Raw genomic sequence first — 14,741 nt, 5'->3', positions numbered from 1 at the left:
ATGTCCCAGGCCATCAATTCCGCCCTGTTCGGCTGGTATCCCTATTTGTGCCTCACGGTGTTCCTCGTCGGCAGCCTCATCCGCTTCGATCGCGAGCAATACACCTGGAAGACCGGCTCCTCGCAGCTACTGCGCAAGCGGCAATTGCGCTGGGGATCGAACCTCTTCCATGTGGGCATCCTCGTCATCTTCATCGGCCATGCCGGTGGCCTCCTCACCCCCATCTGGGTGTTCGATGCGCTGGGCATCTCGCACAGCTTCAAGCAGGGCCTCGCCATCACGGTGGGCGGCATCGCCGGGGTGATGTGCTTCATCGGCATCGCGCTTCTGGCCCACCGCCGGCTGTTCGATCCGCGCATCCGGGCGAACTCCAGCTTCGGCGACACCGCCATCCTGCTGCTGCTGTGGGTGCAGCTCACGCTCGGCCTCTCCACCATCTTCGTCTCGCTCCACCACATGGATGGGCACGAGATGGTGAAGTTCATGAACTGGGCGCAGGGCATCCTCACCCTCCAGCCGGCGGCGGCCGCCTATGTCGCGGACGTGAGCCCCATCTTCAAGGCGCACCTCGTGCTGGGCATGACGATCTTCCTCGTCTTCCCCTTCACCCGCCTCGTGCATGTGTGGAGCGCGCCGGTCTGGTATCTCGGCCGGCCCGGCTATCAGGTGGTGCGCTCGCGCCGACCCGTGCGCAAGCCGGTCGCCGCGCGCCCGCAGCCGGCGACGGCGGCCGTGCGCCCCGCCGCCCGCCCCCTCGGCCAACCTGCGGAGTGAAGGACATGGTCGAGATCGTCAGCCGCACCGCACCCCGCCCCGCCGGGCGCCTGCCACAGGAACTCTCCGTGGATGGCGTCACCATCGCCCGCGCCGACATCGCCCGCGAGGCGCAGAACCATGCAGCCGCCGACCCCGCCGCGGCATGGCAGGCCGCCGCCCATGCCCTCGTGGTGCGCCAGCTCCTCCTCGCCGAGGCCGACCGTCTCGGCATCGCCGCCGTGCCTGAGGAGGACGACGAGGACCGCCGCGAGACCGAGGAAGAGGCGGTCATCCGCGCCTTGCTCGAGGAAGAGGTGAAGGTGCCCACGGCGGACGAGGACACCTGCCGGCGCTATTTCGCGCGCAACCCGGCGCTATTTCGCACCGGCGACCTCTACGAGGTGGCGCACATCCTCATCGCCGCCGACCCCACCGATGCGGGCGCGCGGCAGGCGGCGCGGGACCAGGCCGAAGCCCTGCTCTCCGGCCTTCTCTCCCGTGCCGTGGCGTTCGAGGCCGCCGCGCGCGAGGCCTCTGCCTGCCCTTCCCGCGAGGTGGGTGGTAGCCTCGGCCAGATCGGCCGGGGCCAGACCGTGCCGGAGTTCGAGGCGGCGCTGGCGGCCATGGAGCCGGGCGCCATCCACCCCGTGCCGGTGGAGACGCGCTACGGCTTCCACATCGTCCGCCTCGCCCATTGCGTGGAAGGGCGCGCTTTGCCGTTCGAGATGGTGAGGGAGGCCATTGCCGGCCACCTGGAGCTGTCCTCCTGGCACGCCGCCATGCGCCAGTATGTGAGCCTGCTCATCGGCCGCGCCGACATTCGCGGCATATCCATGGAAGGGGCGCAATCGCCCCTCGTGCAATAGGGGGCCGCCATGCTGCTCGGAAGCCTGCTGCGGCGCCTGCGCGACGAACGGTTCGCGCAGGAAACCCTCATCAGCCTCGGCGACCTCTCCCTCGTCGCCCGCGCCGATGCGGCCGGGGCGCCCTATGGGGAGCGCGCGGCGGATTATGCCGCCTCCGCCTGCGCCCGCTTCGGCGACCATGCGGGCGACGAGGACTGGCTGGCGCTGATGACCGCGCTGGAGCGCAGCACCGATCCCGCCGCCACCTGCCTTCGGACCATGACCGAATGGGCGCTGAAGGACGATGCGGCGGCGGCAGCGCGGGAGGCCGAAGACGCCTCCCGTGACGGCGGCGGCTGTGGCTGCGGCGGGGGCGGCGGCTGCGGGGGCGGCGGAGGCCATGGTGGAGACCGTCATGGGCACGGCTGAGCGCCCCCGCCCGGACGGCATCCTCGACGAATTGTTCGACAACAATCTCGCCTGGGCGCGCGCCAAGACGGAAGGGGACCCCACCTTCTTCCGCCGCCTCGCCGAGCAGCAGGCGCCGCGCTTCCTGTGGGTCGGCTGCTCCGACAGCCGGGTGCCGGCGAACGACGTGGTGGGGCTAGATCCGGGCGAATTGTTCGTCCACCGCAACATCGCCAACGTCATCCATTCCAGCGACATGAACATGCTGGCGGTGCTGGAATTCGCCGTGGAAGTGCTGGGCGTGCGCCATGTCATCGTCTGCGGCCATTATGGCTGCGGCGGCGTGCGGCGCGCGCTGGAGAATGCCGCCGGCACCGGCGGCAGCGCGCTGGTGGACCACTGGCTCGCCCCCATCGTCGATCTCTATTGCCGCCACCGCCGGGAGATCGCGGCGGCCGGCGATGCCGCCCGGCAGATCGACCGCATGTGCGAGCTGAACGTCGCCTTGCAGATGCGCCGCCTCGCCGCCACGCCGGTCATGAAGGCCGCCTGGGCGCGCGGCCATCAGGTGACGGTGCACGGCTGGATCTACGGCATCGGCGACGGCCTGCTGCGTGACCTCGGCGCCACCATTTCCTCGCCCGAAGACTTCGCCGCTCTGCCCGCTCTCGACACCCTCATCCGCGCCCCCGCCGAGCCCATGACCGCCGCCCGCCGGCACGCCATCGCCGCCTTCCTGGAGATGGACGCCGAGGCCTTCCCCGGCCTTGGGGCCTGTGGTGTCGGCACCTGTAGCTGCGGCGCCTTCCCCCCGCCATCCGCCCGCGCGGCGGAGGAGGCCTGAGCCATGCCCACCCAGATCGCCCCCTGCCCCGTGCCGGCCTCTCCCTGCTCACTCATCGACCTGTTCGGCCGCCGCATCACCTATCTGCGCCTCTCCGTGACGGACCGCTGCGACTTGCGCTGCGTCTATTGCATGGCCGAGGACATGACCTTCCTGCCGCGCAACGAGGTGCTCTCCATCGAGGAGCTGGACCGCCTCGCCACCGCCTTCATCCGCCAGGGCGTCACCAAGCTGCGCCTCACCGGCGGCGAGCCGCTGGTGCGGCGGGGCATCATGGACCTCGTCGCCTCCCTCTCCCGCCACCTCGCCTCGGGCGCGCTGAAGGAGCTGACGCTGACCACCAACGGCACCCAGCTCGCCCGCCACGCGGACGACCTCGCCCGCCTCGGGGTGCGGCGGGTGAATGTGTCCCTCGATACGCTGGACCCTGATACCTTTCGGCAGGTCACCCGGCGCGGATCGCTGCCGGTCGTGATGGACGGCATCCGTGCCGCACGGACTGCCGGACTGACTGTGAAACTGAACGTGGTGGCACTCGCGGATTCCACACCGAATGAGGTGGTGAAACTCATCGAATTCGCCCACCGGCACGGCATGGACATCACCTTCATCGAGACCATGCCACTGGGCGACGTGGGGGTGGACCGGGTCGACCAATATCTGCCGCTCGACAAGCTCAGGGCCTTGATCGAGCAGCATTTTTCTCTGACCGACACACTTGATCGCACCGGCGGCCCCGCCCGCTACGCCCGCGTCGAGGAAACCGGCGGCCGCATCGGCTTCATCACCCCCATGAGCCATTCCTTTTGCGAGAGCTGTAACCGTATCCGGGTAAGCGCGGCGGGCGTTCTCTACACCTGCCTCGGCCAGGAAAATGCAGTGGATCTAAAGACTTGCCTGCGCACTGGCGGCGAGGCGGCGTTGGTGGAGGCCATCGCCGAAGCCATCCAGGCGAAGCCCCGCGGGCACGACTTCGTCATCACCCGCGGCGGCGCGCCGGGCCTGGCACGGCATATGTCAGCGCTGGGTGGATGAGAAAAATTCTTTCTATATTTCAGGACTATAGCCATGCGCACCGCTGCCACTTTCCGCGCCTTCACCGGCCTCGCCCTGCTGAGCCGGGGCTTCCGCCCCTTCTTCCTCGGCGCCGGCCTGTTCGCCCTCGCCGCCATCGCCATATGGCCGGCGGTGTTTCTCGGTGAAGTCATTCTCCCGACTGCATTTTCCGCCGTCGAATGGCATGCCCACGAGATGCTGTTCGGCTACGGCGCCGCCGTCATCGCCGGCTTCCTCCTCACCGCCATCCCCAACTGGACCGGCCGCCTCCCGGTCGCCGGGACCGCCCTCGGAAGCCTTGCCCTGCTTTGGTTTGCGGGCCGCGCCGCCGTTCTCGTCTCCGCCCGCATCGGCTGGGCGACGGCGGCGGTGATCGACGTCGCCTTCCTCGTCGTATTCGCACTGGTGGTGGCGCGGGAGGTCACTGCGGGGAAAAACTGGCGCAATCTCAAGGTTATAGCTATGGTGGGCCTGCTCGCCGGCGCCAATCTCGCCTTCCATCTGGAGGCCCATTTCACCGGCGATGCCGACCATGCGGGGCGGGCGGCTTTGGCCCTGATCGTCTTCCTCATCCTCCTGTTCGGCGGCCGGGTGGTGCCGAGCTTCACCGGCAACTGGCTGGTACGGCGGCCGAATGAACAACGGCCGGCGCCGTTCGACCGCTGGGATGCCTATGCCCTCGGCCTTTCCGCACTGGCGCTCATTGGCTGGATCGCCTTTCCCGACAAGGGTTTGACGGGCATCGCGCTGATCGCGGCCGGGCTTGCATCCCTGGCCAGGCTTGCCCGCTGGCGCGGCTGGCGGACCTTCGCCGACCCACTGGTTCTGGTGCTGCACGGCGCCTTCCTGCTGGTGGCGCTGGGCTTCCTCGCGGCCGGAGCGACGGCGCTGGCGCCGGATCATGTGCCGCCCGCAGTCGGGCTCCACGTCTGGGCCATCGGCGGCATCGGCGGCATGACTTTGGCCATGATGACACGGGCGACCCTCGGCCATTCCGGCCAGGCGCTAGCCGCAACGCCCGGCACCGTCGCGGTATATCTCTTTGTCGTTGCAGCACTTGTGGCGCGCGTGGCCATGGCTTGCCTCCCCCAATGGATGGCACCGCTCATGCTGGCCGCGGCCGCCTTCTGGTCCGCCGCGTTCACCGGCTTCGTCATCATCTACGGGCCGATGCTGGTACGACGGAGCTGAGGTCGGATGAAGCTTGGCCATACCCGGCAACCGCGCATACGACTTTAGTCGCAAGAGTCAGAAAGGCGCTGGCCTTTACGGTGCGAGACGGTAGCCTCCCTGCAACGATCGATAACAAGGGAGCACGCCAATGCAGCGCCTGTCCGCCGCAGCCAAAGCCTTTCGACCCGCCCATCTTGCCGCAGCCGCCCTCTCCTGCGCGCTCGCCCTCGCCCCGGCCGCCGCACGGGCCGAGTTCGTCAACGTCCTCACCGGCGGGACGTCCGGAGTCTATTATCCGCTTGGCGTCGCGATCTCGAAGGTCATCGGCGAGAAGGTGCCCGGCACCCGCCCCTCGGTGCAGGCGACCAAGGCGTCGGTGGAGAATCTGAACCTCATCCAGCAGGGCAAGGGCGAGGTCGCCTTCACCCTCGCCGATAGCCTCGCCGACGGCGCGGCCGGCAAGGAAGAGGCCGGTTTCAAAACGCCGCTCACCAAGGTGCGGGCGCTGGGCGGCATCTATCCCAACTACATCCAGATCGTGGCCTCCAAGGATTCCGGCATCAAGACCATCGCCGATCTCAAGGGCAAGCGCCTCTCCGTGGGCGCGCCCAAGTCCGGCACGGAACTCAATGCCCGCGCCATTCTCAATGCGGCCGGCCTCAAATATGAGGACCTCGGAAAGATCGAATACCTGCCCTTCGCCGAGTCCGTGGAGCTGATGAAGAATCGCCAGCTCGACGCCACGCTGCAGTCCGCCGGCCTCGGCGTCGCCTCCATCAAGGATCTCGCCAACTCGGTGCCGATCGTGGTGGTGGAGGTGCCCGGCGCGGTGATCGACAAGATCGGCGCGCCCTATCTCAAGACCACCATCCCGGCGGGCACGTATGAGGGCCAGAGCGCGGACGTGGCGACGGCCGCCGTGCCGAATTTCCTCGTCACACGGTCCGATCTGAAGGACGATGAGGTCTACGCCATCACCAAGGCCATCTACGAGAACCTGCCGGAACTGGCCGCGGCCCATTCCGCGGCAAAGTCCATCACCCTCGCCAATGCCATGAAGGGCTCGCCGGTTGCCTTCCATCCGGGAGCCGAGAAGTTCTTCAAGGAAAAGGGCGTCACGCCCTGATCCAAGGGACCAGACGCCCGCTCGATTGCCTTGCCGGCGGCGCGCTCCAGCGCCGCCGTTTCCCGTTCCAGACCGTGCCAGCCGCCGCGAGCCCTGACCCATGACCTCCTCGCTCCACACCCCGCAGACCGCCCCACCGGTGAGCCACGACGTGAACAATCCCGACCACGGCGCGCCCGTGGTGGTGGATGACGCGCTGCTCGACCTCACCTGGGGGCCGGGGACGTGGGGCCGCACGGTGTTCTGGATTGCGGTGGCCTTCTCCACCTTCCAGGTCATCACGGCGGCCTGGAGCCCGCTCGCCAGCCAGGTGGTGCGCTCGATCCATGTGGGCTTCCTGCTTCTGGTAGTTTTCGCCATCGCCGCCAACCACAAGACCGGCACCGAGCGCCTCGTGCTGTGGGGCCTCGGCATTTTCTCCTTCATCGTCGGGCTTTATCACTGGGTGTTCTATGCCGCGCTGATCCAGCGGGCCGGCGATCCCTCCACCCTGGACATCGTGGTCGGCACAATTGCCGTGGCACTGGTATTCGAGGGCTCGCGCCGGCTCATGGGCGCCTCGCTGCCCATCATGTGCGGCGGCTTCATCCTCTACGGCCTGTTCGGCGAATACCTGCCCGCGCCCCTCGACCACCGCCCGTTCGACTATGTGCAGGTGGTGGACCAGATGTTCCTCGGCACCGAGGGCATCTACGGCACGCCCACCTACGTCTCCTCCTCCTTCATCTTCCTGTTCATCCTGTTCGGCGCCTTTCTCGAGCGCGCCGGGATGATCCAGCTCTTCAACGACCTCGCCATGGGCACGGTGGGCCACGCCAAGGGCGGCCCGGCCAAGGTGGCGGTGATCTCCTCGGCGCTGATGGGCACCATCAACGGCTCGGGCGTGGCCAACGTGGTCACCACGGGCCAGTTCACCATCCCGCTGATGAAGCGCTTCGGCTACAAGCCGGCATTCGCCGGCGCGGTGGAGGCCACCGCCTCCATGGGCGGGCAGATCATGCCGCCGGTGATGGGGGCGGTCGCCTTCATCATGGCTGAGACCATCGACGTGCCTTACGCCACCATCGCAACAGCGGCGGTGATCCCGGCCTTCCTCTATTTCTTCACCGTCTTCGCCATGGTGCATCTGGAGGCCGGCAAGGACGGTCTCTCCGGCCTGCCCAAGGACAAGTGCCCCAATGCCTGGCTGGCGCTCAAGAACAACTGGTACCTCATCCTGCCGCTGGCAGCGCTGGTGTGGCTGCTGTTCTCCGGCTACACGCCGCTGTTCGCTGGCACGGTGGGTCTCGCGCTGACCGCCCTCATCGTGCTGGGCGCGCCAGTGGCGCGGCTCATCGGCCCCTACGGGCTGCGGGTGGTGTTCTGGATCGTGCTCGGCCTGTCGGCGGCGAGCTTTGTCGAGTATGGCATCAACGGCGTCGCCACGGTCATCGCGGTGCTGGTCGCAATCCTGTTCTTTGTGAAGGGCGGGCGCGAGACGCTGCGCATCAGCATCGAGAGCATGGCGGACGGCGCCCGCAATGCCCTGCCCGTGGGCATCGCCTGCGCGCTGGTGGGCACCATGATCGGCGTGTTCACCCTGACCGGCGTCGCCACCACCTTCGCAACGTTCGTGGTGGAGGTGGGCAAGAACTCGCTGTTCCTGTCGCTGGTGCTGACCATGATCGCCTGCCTCATCCTCGGCATGGGGCTACCCACCATCCCGAACTACATCATCACCGCCTCCATCGCCGGCCCGGCGCTGCTGGCGCTCGGGGTGCCGCTCATCGTCTCTCACATGTTCGTCTTCTATTTCGGCATCATGGCCGACCTGACCCCGCCGGTGGCGCTAGCCGCCTTCGCGGCGGCGCCCATCGCGGGGGCGTCGGGACAAACTATCGGCTGGATCGCGACGCGCATCGCGGTGGCGGGATATGTGGTGCCGTTCATGGCGGTCTATGCTCCCGCGCTGATGCTGCAGAACGGAGATCCCATGGCCGATCTCATCGGCTTCTGGCCGGCGGTCGCCTATGTGTTCGTGAAGGCGATCGTCGCGATCATCCTGTGGGCCGCAACCGCCACCGGCTATCTGCTGGCGCCGCTCAACGTCATCGAGCGCATCATCGCCTTCGCCGCTGCGGCGCTGCTCATCCTCGCACTGCCCATGACCGACGAGATCGGTTTCGCCGCCTCTGCCGCCTTCATTGGCTGGCACTACTGGAAGAACCGGTCGCGTCCGGCCGTGGCCTGAGGGGTGGCCCTTGTCTGTTTGGCGACGGGCGCCACCGTGGTGCGGCTCGCCGCAGCCATCACCCTCGCCTGGACCCATTCGGTGCAGAAGAGCGCGTGGCAGGAGGACTGGCGCGCCACCTCCGACGGCCTCGTGCTCGCCGAGGTGCGTGTCCAAGGCTCGGGCGCCGGCATGGAGCCGCCGGAGGGCGCCGTGCTGAAGGGCGGCTTCTACGTCGCCCATCCCACACTGGCGCCGCAGCGGGAGGTGATCCTGCGCCGCTCCGGCGCCACGGCCGATTGGCAGATCTGCATGGCCGGCACCTGCCACTCCATGGCCGAACTAGTGCCGCCCGACGCTGATCCAGTGACTCTGACCATCTGCGAATAAGCGGCTGGCCGCCGGACGATCGGGCTGGACAGATATTTTCATCCGGGTATTTTCATGCCCAAAGCAGGAGCCCTCCCGTGTCCCCCTCCCCCGCCAGACCATGCACCGCCTTTGCCGGAATGCGCCTCCTCCGGCGTGGTCCCCTCGCCGACGTGGCGCTGGCGGTGAAGGCGGCAACCGAGGCCGGAGAGAGCGTGCTCGTCTTCGACGATGCCACCGGGCGGCTCATCGATCTCGACCTGCGCGGCAGCGATCCCGAAATCCTCGCCCGCCTCGATCCCCCCTCCACACCGGATGCCACCGAGTCCAAGGCACCCGGCAAGGGCCGCGGCCGCCCGAAGCTAGGTGTTGTCGCACGCGAGGTGACGCTGCTGCCCCGGCACTGGGACTGGCTCGCCGCCCAGCCGAGCGGCGCCTCGGCGACCTTGCGCCGCCTGGTGGATGAGGCCCGGCGACGGGGCGCTCCGCAGCAGCGGCGCTCCGCTCAGACCGCAGCCTATCATTTCATGCAGGCACTGGCCGGCGACCTGCCCGGCTACGAAGAGGCCACCCGCGCCCTGTTTGCCGACGACCGGGCGGGGCTGGAGCAGACGACAGCCGGCTGGCCGCCCGACGTGCGCGACCACGCCATCCACCTCGCCTTCGACGCAGTCAACAAGCCGGAGGCGGACTGATCCCGGCGCCAGTCACCACCCATCTGCGGCCCACACGGGAGGCCGACCGCCGAACGGCGGCGCTGGGCGATTCGCGCCTGCTTTACTTGGTCGAGAGGCCGCTGCCGGCCTGAACCACGGAGGCATTAAAGCGACGGCAACCGGACAGGCGCAGTGTGGGGCAACCGCCGGAGCCGCCATGTCCGACCAGATCGCCCAAGAACCGCCCAAAGAGCCCGTTCCCGCCTACGTTCTCGCCGCGGCGACGCCTCAGGACCGGCCAGCCATGGCGCAATTGTGGGTGGAGACCTGGGCGAAGACGATGCCCGATATCGATTTTCCCGCGCGCTTGCCTTGGCTGGAAAGCCATCTGGATAGCCTGACCGCCGGCGGCGCGCTGATCCGCGTGGCGCGGGAGGGGCACAAGGACGGCCCCGTCGCCGGCTTCGTCGTCATCCATCCCGGCACTGGCTATCTCGACCAGCTCGCAGTGGCGCCGCGCGCCTGGGGCAAGGGTGCGGCCGAGGCGCTCATGGCGGAGGCGCGCCGGCTCTCCCCCGCCCTCGGCGCCCTCGACGTGAACCAGGACAACCCACGCGCCGTGCGCTTCTACGAGAAGATGGGGCTCTCCATCGTCTCCGAAGGCGCCAACCCCATGTCTGGCCGCCTGACGTACCGGATGGAATGGCGCGGCGCCTGAGGCCTACGCCGCAGCGTGAAACTGGAGCTGCGCGAGGCGTGCGTAGAGGCCGCCCTTGGCGACCAGTTCCGCATGGGTGCCCTCGTCCACGATGCGACCGGCTTCCATCACCAGAATGCGGTCGGCCGACAGAACCGTGGAAAGGCGATGGGCGATGACCAACGTGGTCCGCCCTTCCATCGACCGCTCCAGCGCCGTCTGTACCAGTGTCTCGCTTTCCGCATCGAGGGCGCTCGTCGCTTCGTCGAGCAGCAGGATGGGCGCGCCGCGCAGGATGGCGCGGGCGATGACGATGCGTTGCCGCTGGCCACCGGAAAGCATCACGCCGCGCTCGCCCACCATGGTGTCCCAGCCCTGCGGCAGGCGGGCGACGAATTCATCCACCAGCGCTGCGCGGCCGGCCTCCTCCACCTCGGCGTCGGTGGCCTCGGGGCGTCCGAGGCGGATATTCGCCCGCACGCTGTCGGCGAAGATGGCCACCTCTTGCGGCACCAGCGCCATCTGCCGCCGCACGGCGACGGGATCCGCCTCGCGGATATCGATGTCGTCGAGGAGGATGCGCCCGGCCTGCGGGTCGTAGAAGCGCTCCAGCAGCTGGAACGCGGTGCTCTTGCCAGCCCCGGACGGGCCGACGAGGGCGACGCGCTCCCCGGGCTTGATGGAGAATGCAATGGCTGCGAGCGCCGATTGATCGGGCCGCGTGGGATAGGAGAAGGACACCTCGTCGAATCGGATGGCGCCGCTGACCCGCCCCGGCAGCGGCACCGGCCGGGCCGGCGGGCGCACCTGAGGCTCGACCTTGAGCAGTTCGCCGATCCGCTCGGCAGCGCCGGCGGCGGCCGACATCTCGCCCCAGGTCTCGGAAAGGTTGCCGAGGGAGGCAGCAGCGAGCACCGCATAGAGCACGAACTGGCCCAGAGCGCCCGATGTCATGGTGCCGGCCAGCACCGACTGGGCACCCGCCCACAGCACCGCCACCACCGAGCCGAACACCAGAAAGATGGCGATGCCGGTGAGCCAGCCGCGCGCCTGGGTCGCCTGCCGGGCGGCACCGAAGGCCTCTTCCACAGCGCCGTCGAAACGCTGCCGCGCCACGCCCTCGGCGCTCGCCGCCTGCAGTGCGCGCATGCTGTTCAGCGCCTCGGCGGCATAAGCGGACGCATCGGCGAGGGTGTCCTGCGCCTGCCGGGTCAGACGGCGCACCTTGCGGCCTGAAGCCATCAACGGCAGCACGATGATGGGAATGGCCACCAGCACGAGGCCGGAGAGGCGGGGGCTCGTCACGACCATCATCGCTACCGAGCCGATGCACATCATGAGATTGCGCAGGGCCGTAGAGGCAGAGGCACCGACCGCGGACTTGAGCTGCGTGGTGTCGGCAGTGAGGCGGGAGGTAAGTTCGCCCGAGCGGGCCGAATCGTAGAAGGCGCCGTCCAGCGTCACGAGGCGGGCGAACACCGCCGTGCGCAGGTCCGAAACGATCCGCTCGCCCAGAGTCGTCACGAGGTAGTAGCGGGCGGCGGATGCGAGCGCGAGCACGGCGGCCACCGCCACCAGCACGCCGAAATACTGGTCCACGAGCCCCGCATGGTCCTCGGCGAAGCCGAAATCGATCATGCGCCGCACAGCGATGGGCAGCGCGAGCGTGGCGAGCGCGGCGGCCAGCAGCGCACAGAGCGCCCCCGCCACCCGGCCGCGATACCGCTTCAGATAGGGTGCAAGGCCCGCCAGCGGCTTCAGGTCGCGCCTGCGCTTCTCAGCGTCGGCGCGGGTTTCGGGGCTGTCGACAGGGGCAGATGAGGTGTCGGCTTGTGTCAAGGCATCCACTCGGCTATAGACCCGCCACTTCCGTCAGGAACCGAAATTGACGCTGCCTCCCCCGGCGGGGCGGGCGTGGCGATAAAGGATTGAACCAATGAAGAGCGACATCCACCCCGATTACCACTTCATCAAGGTGGTGATGACGGACGGTTCCGAGTACACGACCCGGTCGACCTACGGCAAGGAGGGGGACACCCTCCAGCTCGACATCGATCCGCGCACCCATCCCGCGTGGACCGGCGGCAGCCAGCAGCTGATGGACCGCGGCGGCCGCGTGTCCCGCTTCAAGAACAAGTTCGGCGCGCTCCTCAAGGGCTGAGGCCGGAGGGGCCTTCAGGCCCCTCGCTGCCGCTGCGAAGCTGCGCGCCTCCGCCGCAGCGACGCAAGCGCACAACCGGTTCGCGCAAAGGGACCGGCTCAGGGAATGACGAGTTCAAGCCGCGGGCGGCCCTGCCGCCGTCGCGGCTTTTCGTTTTGGGGCTCGGCCGCCTGTGCCACCACGAACCCGTTGGTGACCCCCTCGGCGAGGGCTGCCAGATCCAGCGCAGCGAGGCGCGCGGCGGCCGGCAGGCGCCCGATCACGTTTGCGGGAAGGACCAGCTTCAGCGGCGCTGCCGCGGTCGCCATCTCGGCCCGGGAGATGCAGCCATCTGCCCGGCTGAGCAGCAGCACAAGACCGGCCGCGATATCCGAGCGCAGGCGCGCTAGGGTTTCGCGGTCGGCAGCGGAGAGAGCGGACGCGGCGAGGCGTGTCTCGGCCACAGCGAGGCGTTCGAAGCCTCGCGTGATCCCGTCTCTCTTGTCCCGCGCCTCGTCCACCGGCCGCTCCTGTGATTGGACCGGCATGAAGCGCAGCGTCGGCATCCCCGTAAAGGGGAACTGCACTGATCAGACTGGGGATATCGGGGGCTGGCCAAAGAAGAGCCGCCTTGCGGCGGCTCGCAGTCCGACAGGGAAAGTTGCCAGAAGTCCGGGGAGGATCTTTTCCGACGGACGACACCAGAATGCGCGCCGGATATTAACGCCGCGTTAATGCGAACCGGCTAGCCGCGCCCATTCCGCGCTAAAGGCCCCGGCGCAAGCGCAGGGTCCAACGGCCTTTTCCGTCCCTACAGCTTGAACGCCGCATCCGCCGCCGCGCGTGAGGCACGCTTTGAGGCGAGCGCCGCCTCCAGCCGCGCGATCTCCGCCTTAAGCGTGACAATGCGCGCCTCGATCTCGTCCACCGACAGACGCGACACGTCGGCGAGCGCCAAGGGATCGACGGGCTTCGGCTTGATCTCCTCATCCATTGGCTTTGCTCCTCCCCTTCCCTATTCTCCGCGGCGACCGCCGCTGCCTCAGGCGCGGGTGCCTCCTGTATGATCGCCCTATTTTGCGCGCCGTGGCCGGGCTGGGAAGAGCTTCGTGCTGGGTGCCCCACCGGAGCTTTCCATGACCAGCGCCGCTGTCCCCCTGCCCGAGACCATGACCGCCATCACCGTCAGCGCCCCCGGCGGCCCCGAGGTGCTGGTGCCCGGCCCCCGGCCGGTGCCGAAGCCCGCGCCGGGAGAGGTGCTGGTGAAGGTTGCGGCAGCGGGCATCAATCGGCCGGACGTGATGCAGCGCAAGGGTCTCTACCCGCCGCCGCCCGGCGCCTCCGACATTCCGGGACTGGAGATCGCAGGCACCGTGGTGGCGCTGGGCGAGGGTGCGAGCACCTACAAGATCGGCGACAAGGTGTGCGCCCTCGTAACCGGCGGCGGCTATGCGGAATATTGCCCCGCCCATGAGGCCACCACCCTGCCGGTTCCCGAAGGTCTCTCCATGGCCGAGGCAGCGGCTATGCCTGAGACTGTCTTCACCGTCTGGAGCAACGTGTTCGACCGTGGTGGGCTGAAAGCCGGAGAGACGCTGCTGGTGCACGGCGGAGCGAGCGGCATTGGCACCACGGCGATCCAGTTGGCCAAGGCGCTCGGTGCCAGCGTGGTCGTCACCGCCGGATCGGACGAAAAGTGCGCTGCCTGCGTGAAGCTCGGCGCCGACCTCGCGGTGAACTACCGGACGCAGGATTTCGTCCCCGAGGTGAAGAGCTTCACCGCCGGCAAGGGCGCCAACGTCATCCTCGACATGATCGGCGGCCCCTACATTCAGAAGAATTACGAAGCGGCAGCGCAGGACGGCCGCATCGTGCAGATCGCCTTCCAGCAGGGCGCGAAGGCCGAGGTGGACTTCATGCGCCTCATGCTGAAGCGCCTCACCCACACCGGCTCCACCCTGCGCTCGCGCCCGGTCGCCGAAAAAGCGGCCATCGCCGCAGCCATCGTCGAGCGTGTACTGCCTTTGATCGCCGCCGGACAGTACCGTCCGGTGATGGATGAGACATTCCCCCTCACGGACGCTGCCGGAGCGCACGCCCGCATGGATGCGAGCGCGCACGTGGGCAAGATCGTTCTGGTGGTGGAATAGTCCCAGAGGAGGCGGGGGCATACCCGCCTCGGCCTTCAGGGGCGCCAGTCACGCGGCGGTACGCCGCCCGAGCGCTGGATGGCCTCGATGACCTCCCGCTGGCGGCGGTCGGTGCGCTTCATATGCACCGCGATCACCGCATGGGCCGAAGGCACGAGGAACATCAAGGGGAAAACCAGCCCGAGCAGGATGCATGGCACGATCATCACGAGATTGATGATCGCCGAGATAGGCTGCCCGTTCACCAGCAGGCCGACGGGCGGCAGCAGAGCGGCGAGAATGTAGATCATGGCCTTCCCGGGCCCTCCTTGA

General features: G+C 68.4%; 17 protein-coding genes. 13 read left to right on the top strand and 4 right to left on the bottom strand.

The window, feature by feature from the left end; translation table 11 throughout:
• The 11 genes from narI to XAN126_RS0105260 all read left to right on the top strand — a co-directional run bounded on the left by narI (window position 1) and on the right by XAN126_RS0105260 (window position 10,160).
• Window positions 1-774 carry a respiratory nitrate reductase subunit gamma gene (narI, locus tag XAN126_RS0105310; RefSeq protein ID WP_024277564.1) on the top strand — a complete coding sequence of 258 codons (774 nt, stop codon included), beginning with the start codon at window positions 1-3 and terminating at the stop codon, window positions 772-774.
• 5 nt (window positions 775-779) lie between these two features.
• Window positions 780-1,622 carry a peptidylprolyl isomerase gene (locus XAN126_RS0105305; protein WP_024277563.1) on the top strand — a complete coding sequence of 281 codons (843 nt, stop codon included), beginning with the start codon at window positions 780-782 and terminating at the stop codon, window positions 1,620-1,622.
• 9 nt (window positions 1,623-1,631) lie between these two features.
• A complete protein-coding gene (locus tag XAN126_RS28155; protein ID WP_024277562.1) occupies window positions 1,632-2,030 on the top strand; it encodes a hypothetical protein in 399 nt (132 codons plus the stop codon).
• On the top strand, window positions 2,017-2,853 hold the full coding sequence (locus XAN126_RS0105295) for a carbonic anhydrase (protein WP_197024099.1): 837 nt from the start codon (window positions 2,017-2,019) through the stop codon (window positions 2,851-2,853). Before XAN126_RS28155 ends, XAN126_RS0105295 begins: the two co-directional genes overlap by 14 nt.
• 3 nt (window positions 2,854-2,856) lie before the next feature.
• The gene (moaA, locus tag XAN126_RS0105290) at window positions 2,857-3,888 is read left to right on the top strand and encodes a GTP 3',8-cyclase MoaA (protein WP_024277560.1); all 1,032 of its coding nucleotides are present in this window, start codon (window positions 2,857-2,859) and stop codon (window positions 3,886-3,888) included.
• Between the two features lie 33 nt (window positions 3,889-3,921).
• Window positions 3,922-5,100 (top strand): NnrS family protein, encoded by a 1,179-nt coding sequence (locus XAN126_RS0105285; RefSeq protein WP_024277559.1) that lies wholly within the window; start codon window positions 3,922-3,924, stop codon window positions 5,098-5,100.
• A 130-nt stretch (window positions 5,101-5,230) separates the two neighbouring features.
• Window positions 5,231-6,208: a TAXI family TRAP transporter solute-binding subunit gene (locus tag XAN126_RS0105280; RefSeq protein ID WP_024277558.1), complete on the top strand. Its 978-nt coding sequence runs from the start codon at window positions 5,231-5,233 to the stop codon at window positions 6,206-6,208.
• A 100-nt stretch (window positions 6,209-6,308) separates the two neighbouring features.
• Complete coding sequence (locus tag XAN126_RS0105275; RefSeq protein ID WP_024277557.1) at window positions 6,309-8,438, top strand: TRAP transporter permease; 2,130 nt, start codon at window positions 6,309-6,311, stop codon at window positions 8,436-8,438.
• A gap of 3 nt (window positions 8,439-8,441) precedes the next feature.
• Window positions 8,442-8,807 (top strand): DUF1850 domain-containing protein, encoded by a 366-nt coding sequence (locus XAN126_RS0105270; protein ID WP_024277556.1) that lies wholly within the window; start codon window positions 8,442-8,444, stop codon window positions 8,805-8,807.
• Window positions 8,808-8,884: 77 nt separating this feature from the next.
• Window positions 8,885-9,481: a DUF2239 family protein gene (locus XAN126_RS0105265; protein WP_024277555.1), complete on the top strand. Its 597-nt coding sequence runs from the start codon at window positions 8,885-8,887 to the stop codon at window positions 9,479-9,481.
• A 178-nt stretch (window positions 9,482-9,659) separates the two neighbouring features.
• Window positions 9,660-10,160: a GNAT family N-acetyltransferase gene (locus XAN126_RS0105260; RefSeq protein WP_024277554.1), complete on the top strand. Its 501-nt coding sequence runs from the start codon at window positions 9,660-9,662 to the stop codon at window positions 10,158-10,160.
• A 3-nt stretch (window positions 10,161-10,163) separates the two neighbouring features.
• On the opposite strand, the gene XAN126_RS0105255 is transcribed toward XAN126_RS0105260, so the two are convergent.
• Window positions 10,164-11,900, bottom strand: a complete 1,737-nt coding sequence (locus XAN126_RS0105255) for an ABC transporter transmembrane domain-containing protein (protein WP_245272350.1) — start codon at window positions 11,898-11,900, stop codon at window positions 10,164-10,166.
• Window positions 11,901-12,075: 175 nt separating this feature from the next.
• Here XAN126_RS0105255 and rpmE point away from each other — a divergent pair, with 175 nt between their 5' ends.
• Entirely contained in the window at window positions 12,076-12,300 is a 225-nt protein-coding gene (gene rpmE / locus XAN126_RS0105250; RefSeq protein ID WP_024277552.1) for a 50S ribosomal protein L31, read from the top strand.
• Between the two features lie 98 nt (window positions 12,301-12,398).
• Here the strand turns inward: rpmE and XAN126_RS0105245 are convergent, their stop codons facing one another.
• On the bottom strand, window positions 12,399-12,800 hold the full coding sequence (locus XAN126_RS0105245; RefSeq protein ID WP_024277551.1) for a hypothetical protein: 402 nt from the start codon (window positions 12,798-12,800) through the stop codon (window positions 12,399-12,401).
• Window positions 12,801-13,090: 290 nt separating this feature from the next.
• Window positions 13,091-13,273 carry a DUF1192 domain-containing protein gene (locus XAN126_RS0105240; RefSeq protein WP_024277550.1) on the bottom strand — a complete coding sequence of 61 codons (183 nt, stop codon included), beginning with the start codon at window positions 13,271-13,273 and terminating at the stop codon, window positions 13,091-13,093.
• Between the two features lie 142 nt (window positions 13,274-13,415).
• Between XAN126_RS0105240 and XAN126_RS0105235 the strand changes: the two genes are divergently transcribed.
• Window positions 13,416-14,429 (top strand): NAD(P)H-quinone oxidoreductase, encoded by a 1,014-nt coding sequence (locus XAN126_RS0105235; protein WP_024277549.1) that lies wholly within the window; start codon window positions 13,416-13,418, stop codon window positions 14,427-14,429.
• A 35-nt stretch (window positions 14,430-14,464) separates the two neighbouring features.
• On the opposite strand, the gene XAN126_RS0105230 is transcribed toward XAN126_RS0105235, so the two are convergent.
• Complete coding sequence (locus XAN126_RS0105230; protein ID WP_024277548.1) at window positions 14,465-14,719, bottom strand: hypothetical protein; 255 nt, start codon at window positions 14,717-14,719, stop codon at window positions 14,465-14,467.
• Between the last annotated feature and the right edge of the window lie 22 nt (window positions 14,720-14,741).

The sequence above is a fragment of the Xanthobacter sp. 126 genome (assembly GCF_000526175.1).
Lineage (GTDB): Bacteria > Pseudomonadota > Alphaproteobacteria > Rhizobiales > Xanthobacteraceae > Xanthobacter > Xanthobacter aminoxidans.
This window is presented reverse-complemented; position numbering and strand designations above follow the sequence as displayed.

Bases quoted from the DNA above. Each gene is read 5' to 3' on its own strand.
- XAN126_RS28155 (WP_024277562.1), top strand. From the start codon at position 1,632: ATGCTGCTCGGAAGCCTGCTGCGGCGCCTGCGCGACGAACGGTTCGCG.
- narI (WP_024277564.1), top strand. From the start codon at position 1: ATGTCCCAGGCCATCAATTCCGCCCTGTTCGGCTGGTATCCCTATTTG.
- XAN126_RS0105260 (WP_024277554.1), top strand. From the start codon at position 9,660: ATGTCCGACCAGATCGCCCAAGAACCGCCCAAAGAGCCCGTTCCCGCC.
- XAN126_RS0105230 (WP_024277548.1), bottom strand. From the start codon at position 14,719: ATGATCTACATTCTCGCCGCTCTGCTGCCGCCCGTCGGCCTGCTGGTG.
- XAN126_RS0105280 (WP_024277558.1), top strand. From the start codon at position 5,231: ATGCAGCGCCTGTCCGCCGCAGCCAAAGCCTTTCGACCCGCCCATCTT.
- moaA (WP_024277560.1), top strand. From the start codon at position 2,857: ATGCCCACCCAGATCGCCCCCTGCCCCGTGCCGGCCTCTCCCTGCTCA.
- XAN126_RS0105235 (WP_024277549.1), top strand. From the start codon at position 13,416: ATGACCAGCGCCGCTGTCCCCCTGCCCGAGACCATGACCGCCATCACC.
- XAN126_RS0105285 (WP_024277559.1), top strand. From the start codon at position 3,922: ATGCGCACCGCTGCCACTTTCCGCGCCTTCACCGGCCTCGCCCTGCTG.
- XAN126_RS0105305 (WP_024277563.1), top strand. From the start codon at position 780: ATGGTCGAGATCGTCAGCCGCACCGCACCCCGCCCCGCCGGGCGCCTG.
- rpmE (WP_024277552.1), top strand. From the start codon at position 12,076: ATGAAGAGCGACATCCACCCCGATTACCACTTCATCAAGGTGGTGATG.
- XAN126_RS0105240 (WP_024277550.1), bottom strand. From the start codon at position 13,273: ATGGATGAGGAGATCAAGCCGAAGCCCGTCGATCCCTTGGCGCTCGCC.
- XAN126_RS0105295 (WP_197024099.1), top strand. From the start codon at position 2,017: ATGGGCACGGCTGAGCGCCCCCGCCCGGACGGCATCCTCGACGAATTG.
- XAN126_RS0105275 (WP_024277557.1), top strand. From the start codon at position 6,309: ATGACCTCCTCGCTCCACACCCCGCAGACCGCCCCACCGGTGAGCCAC.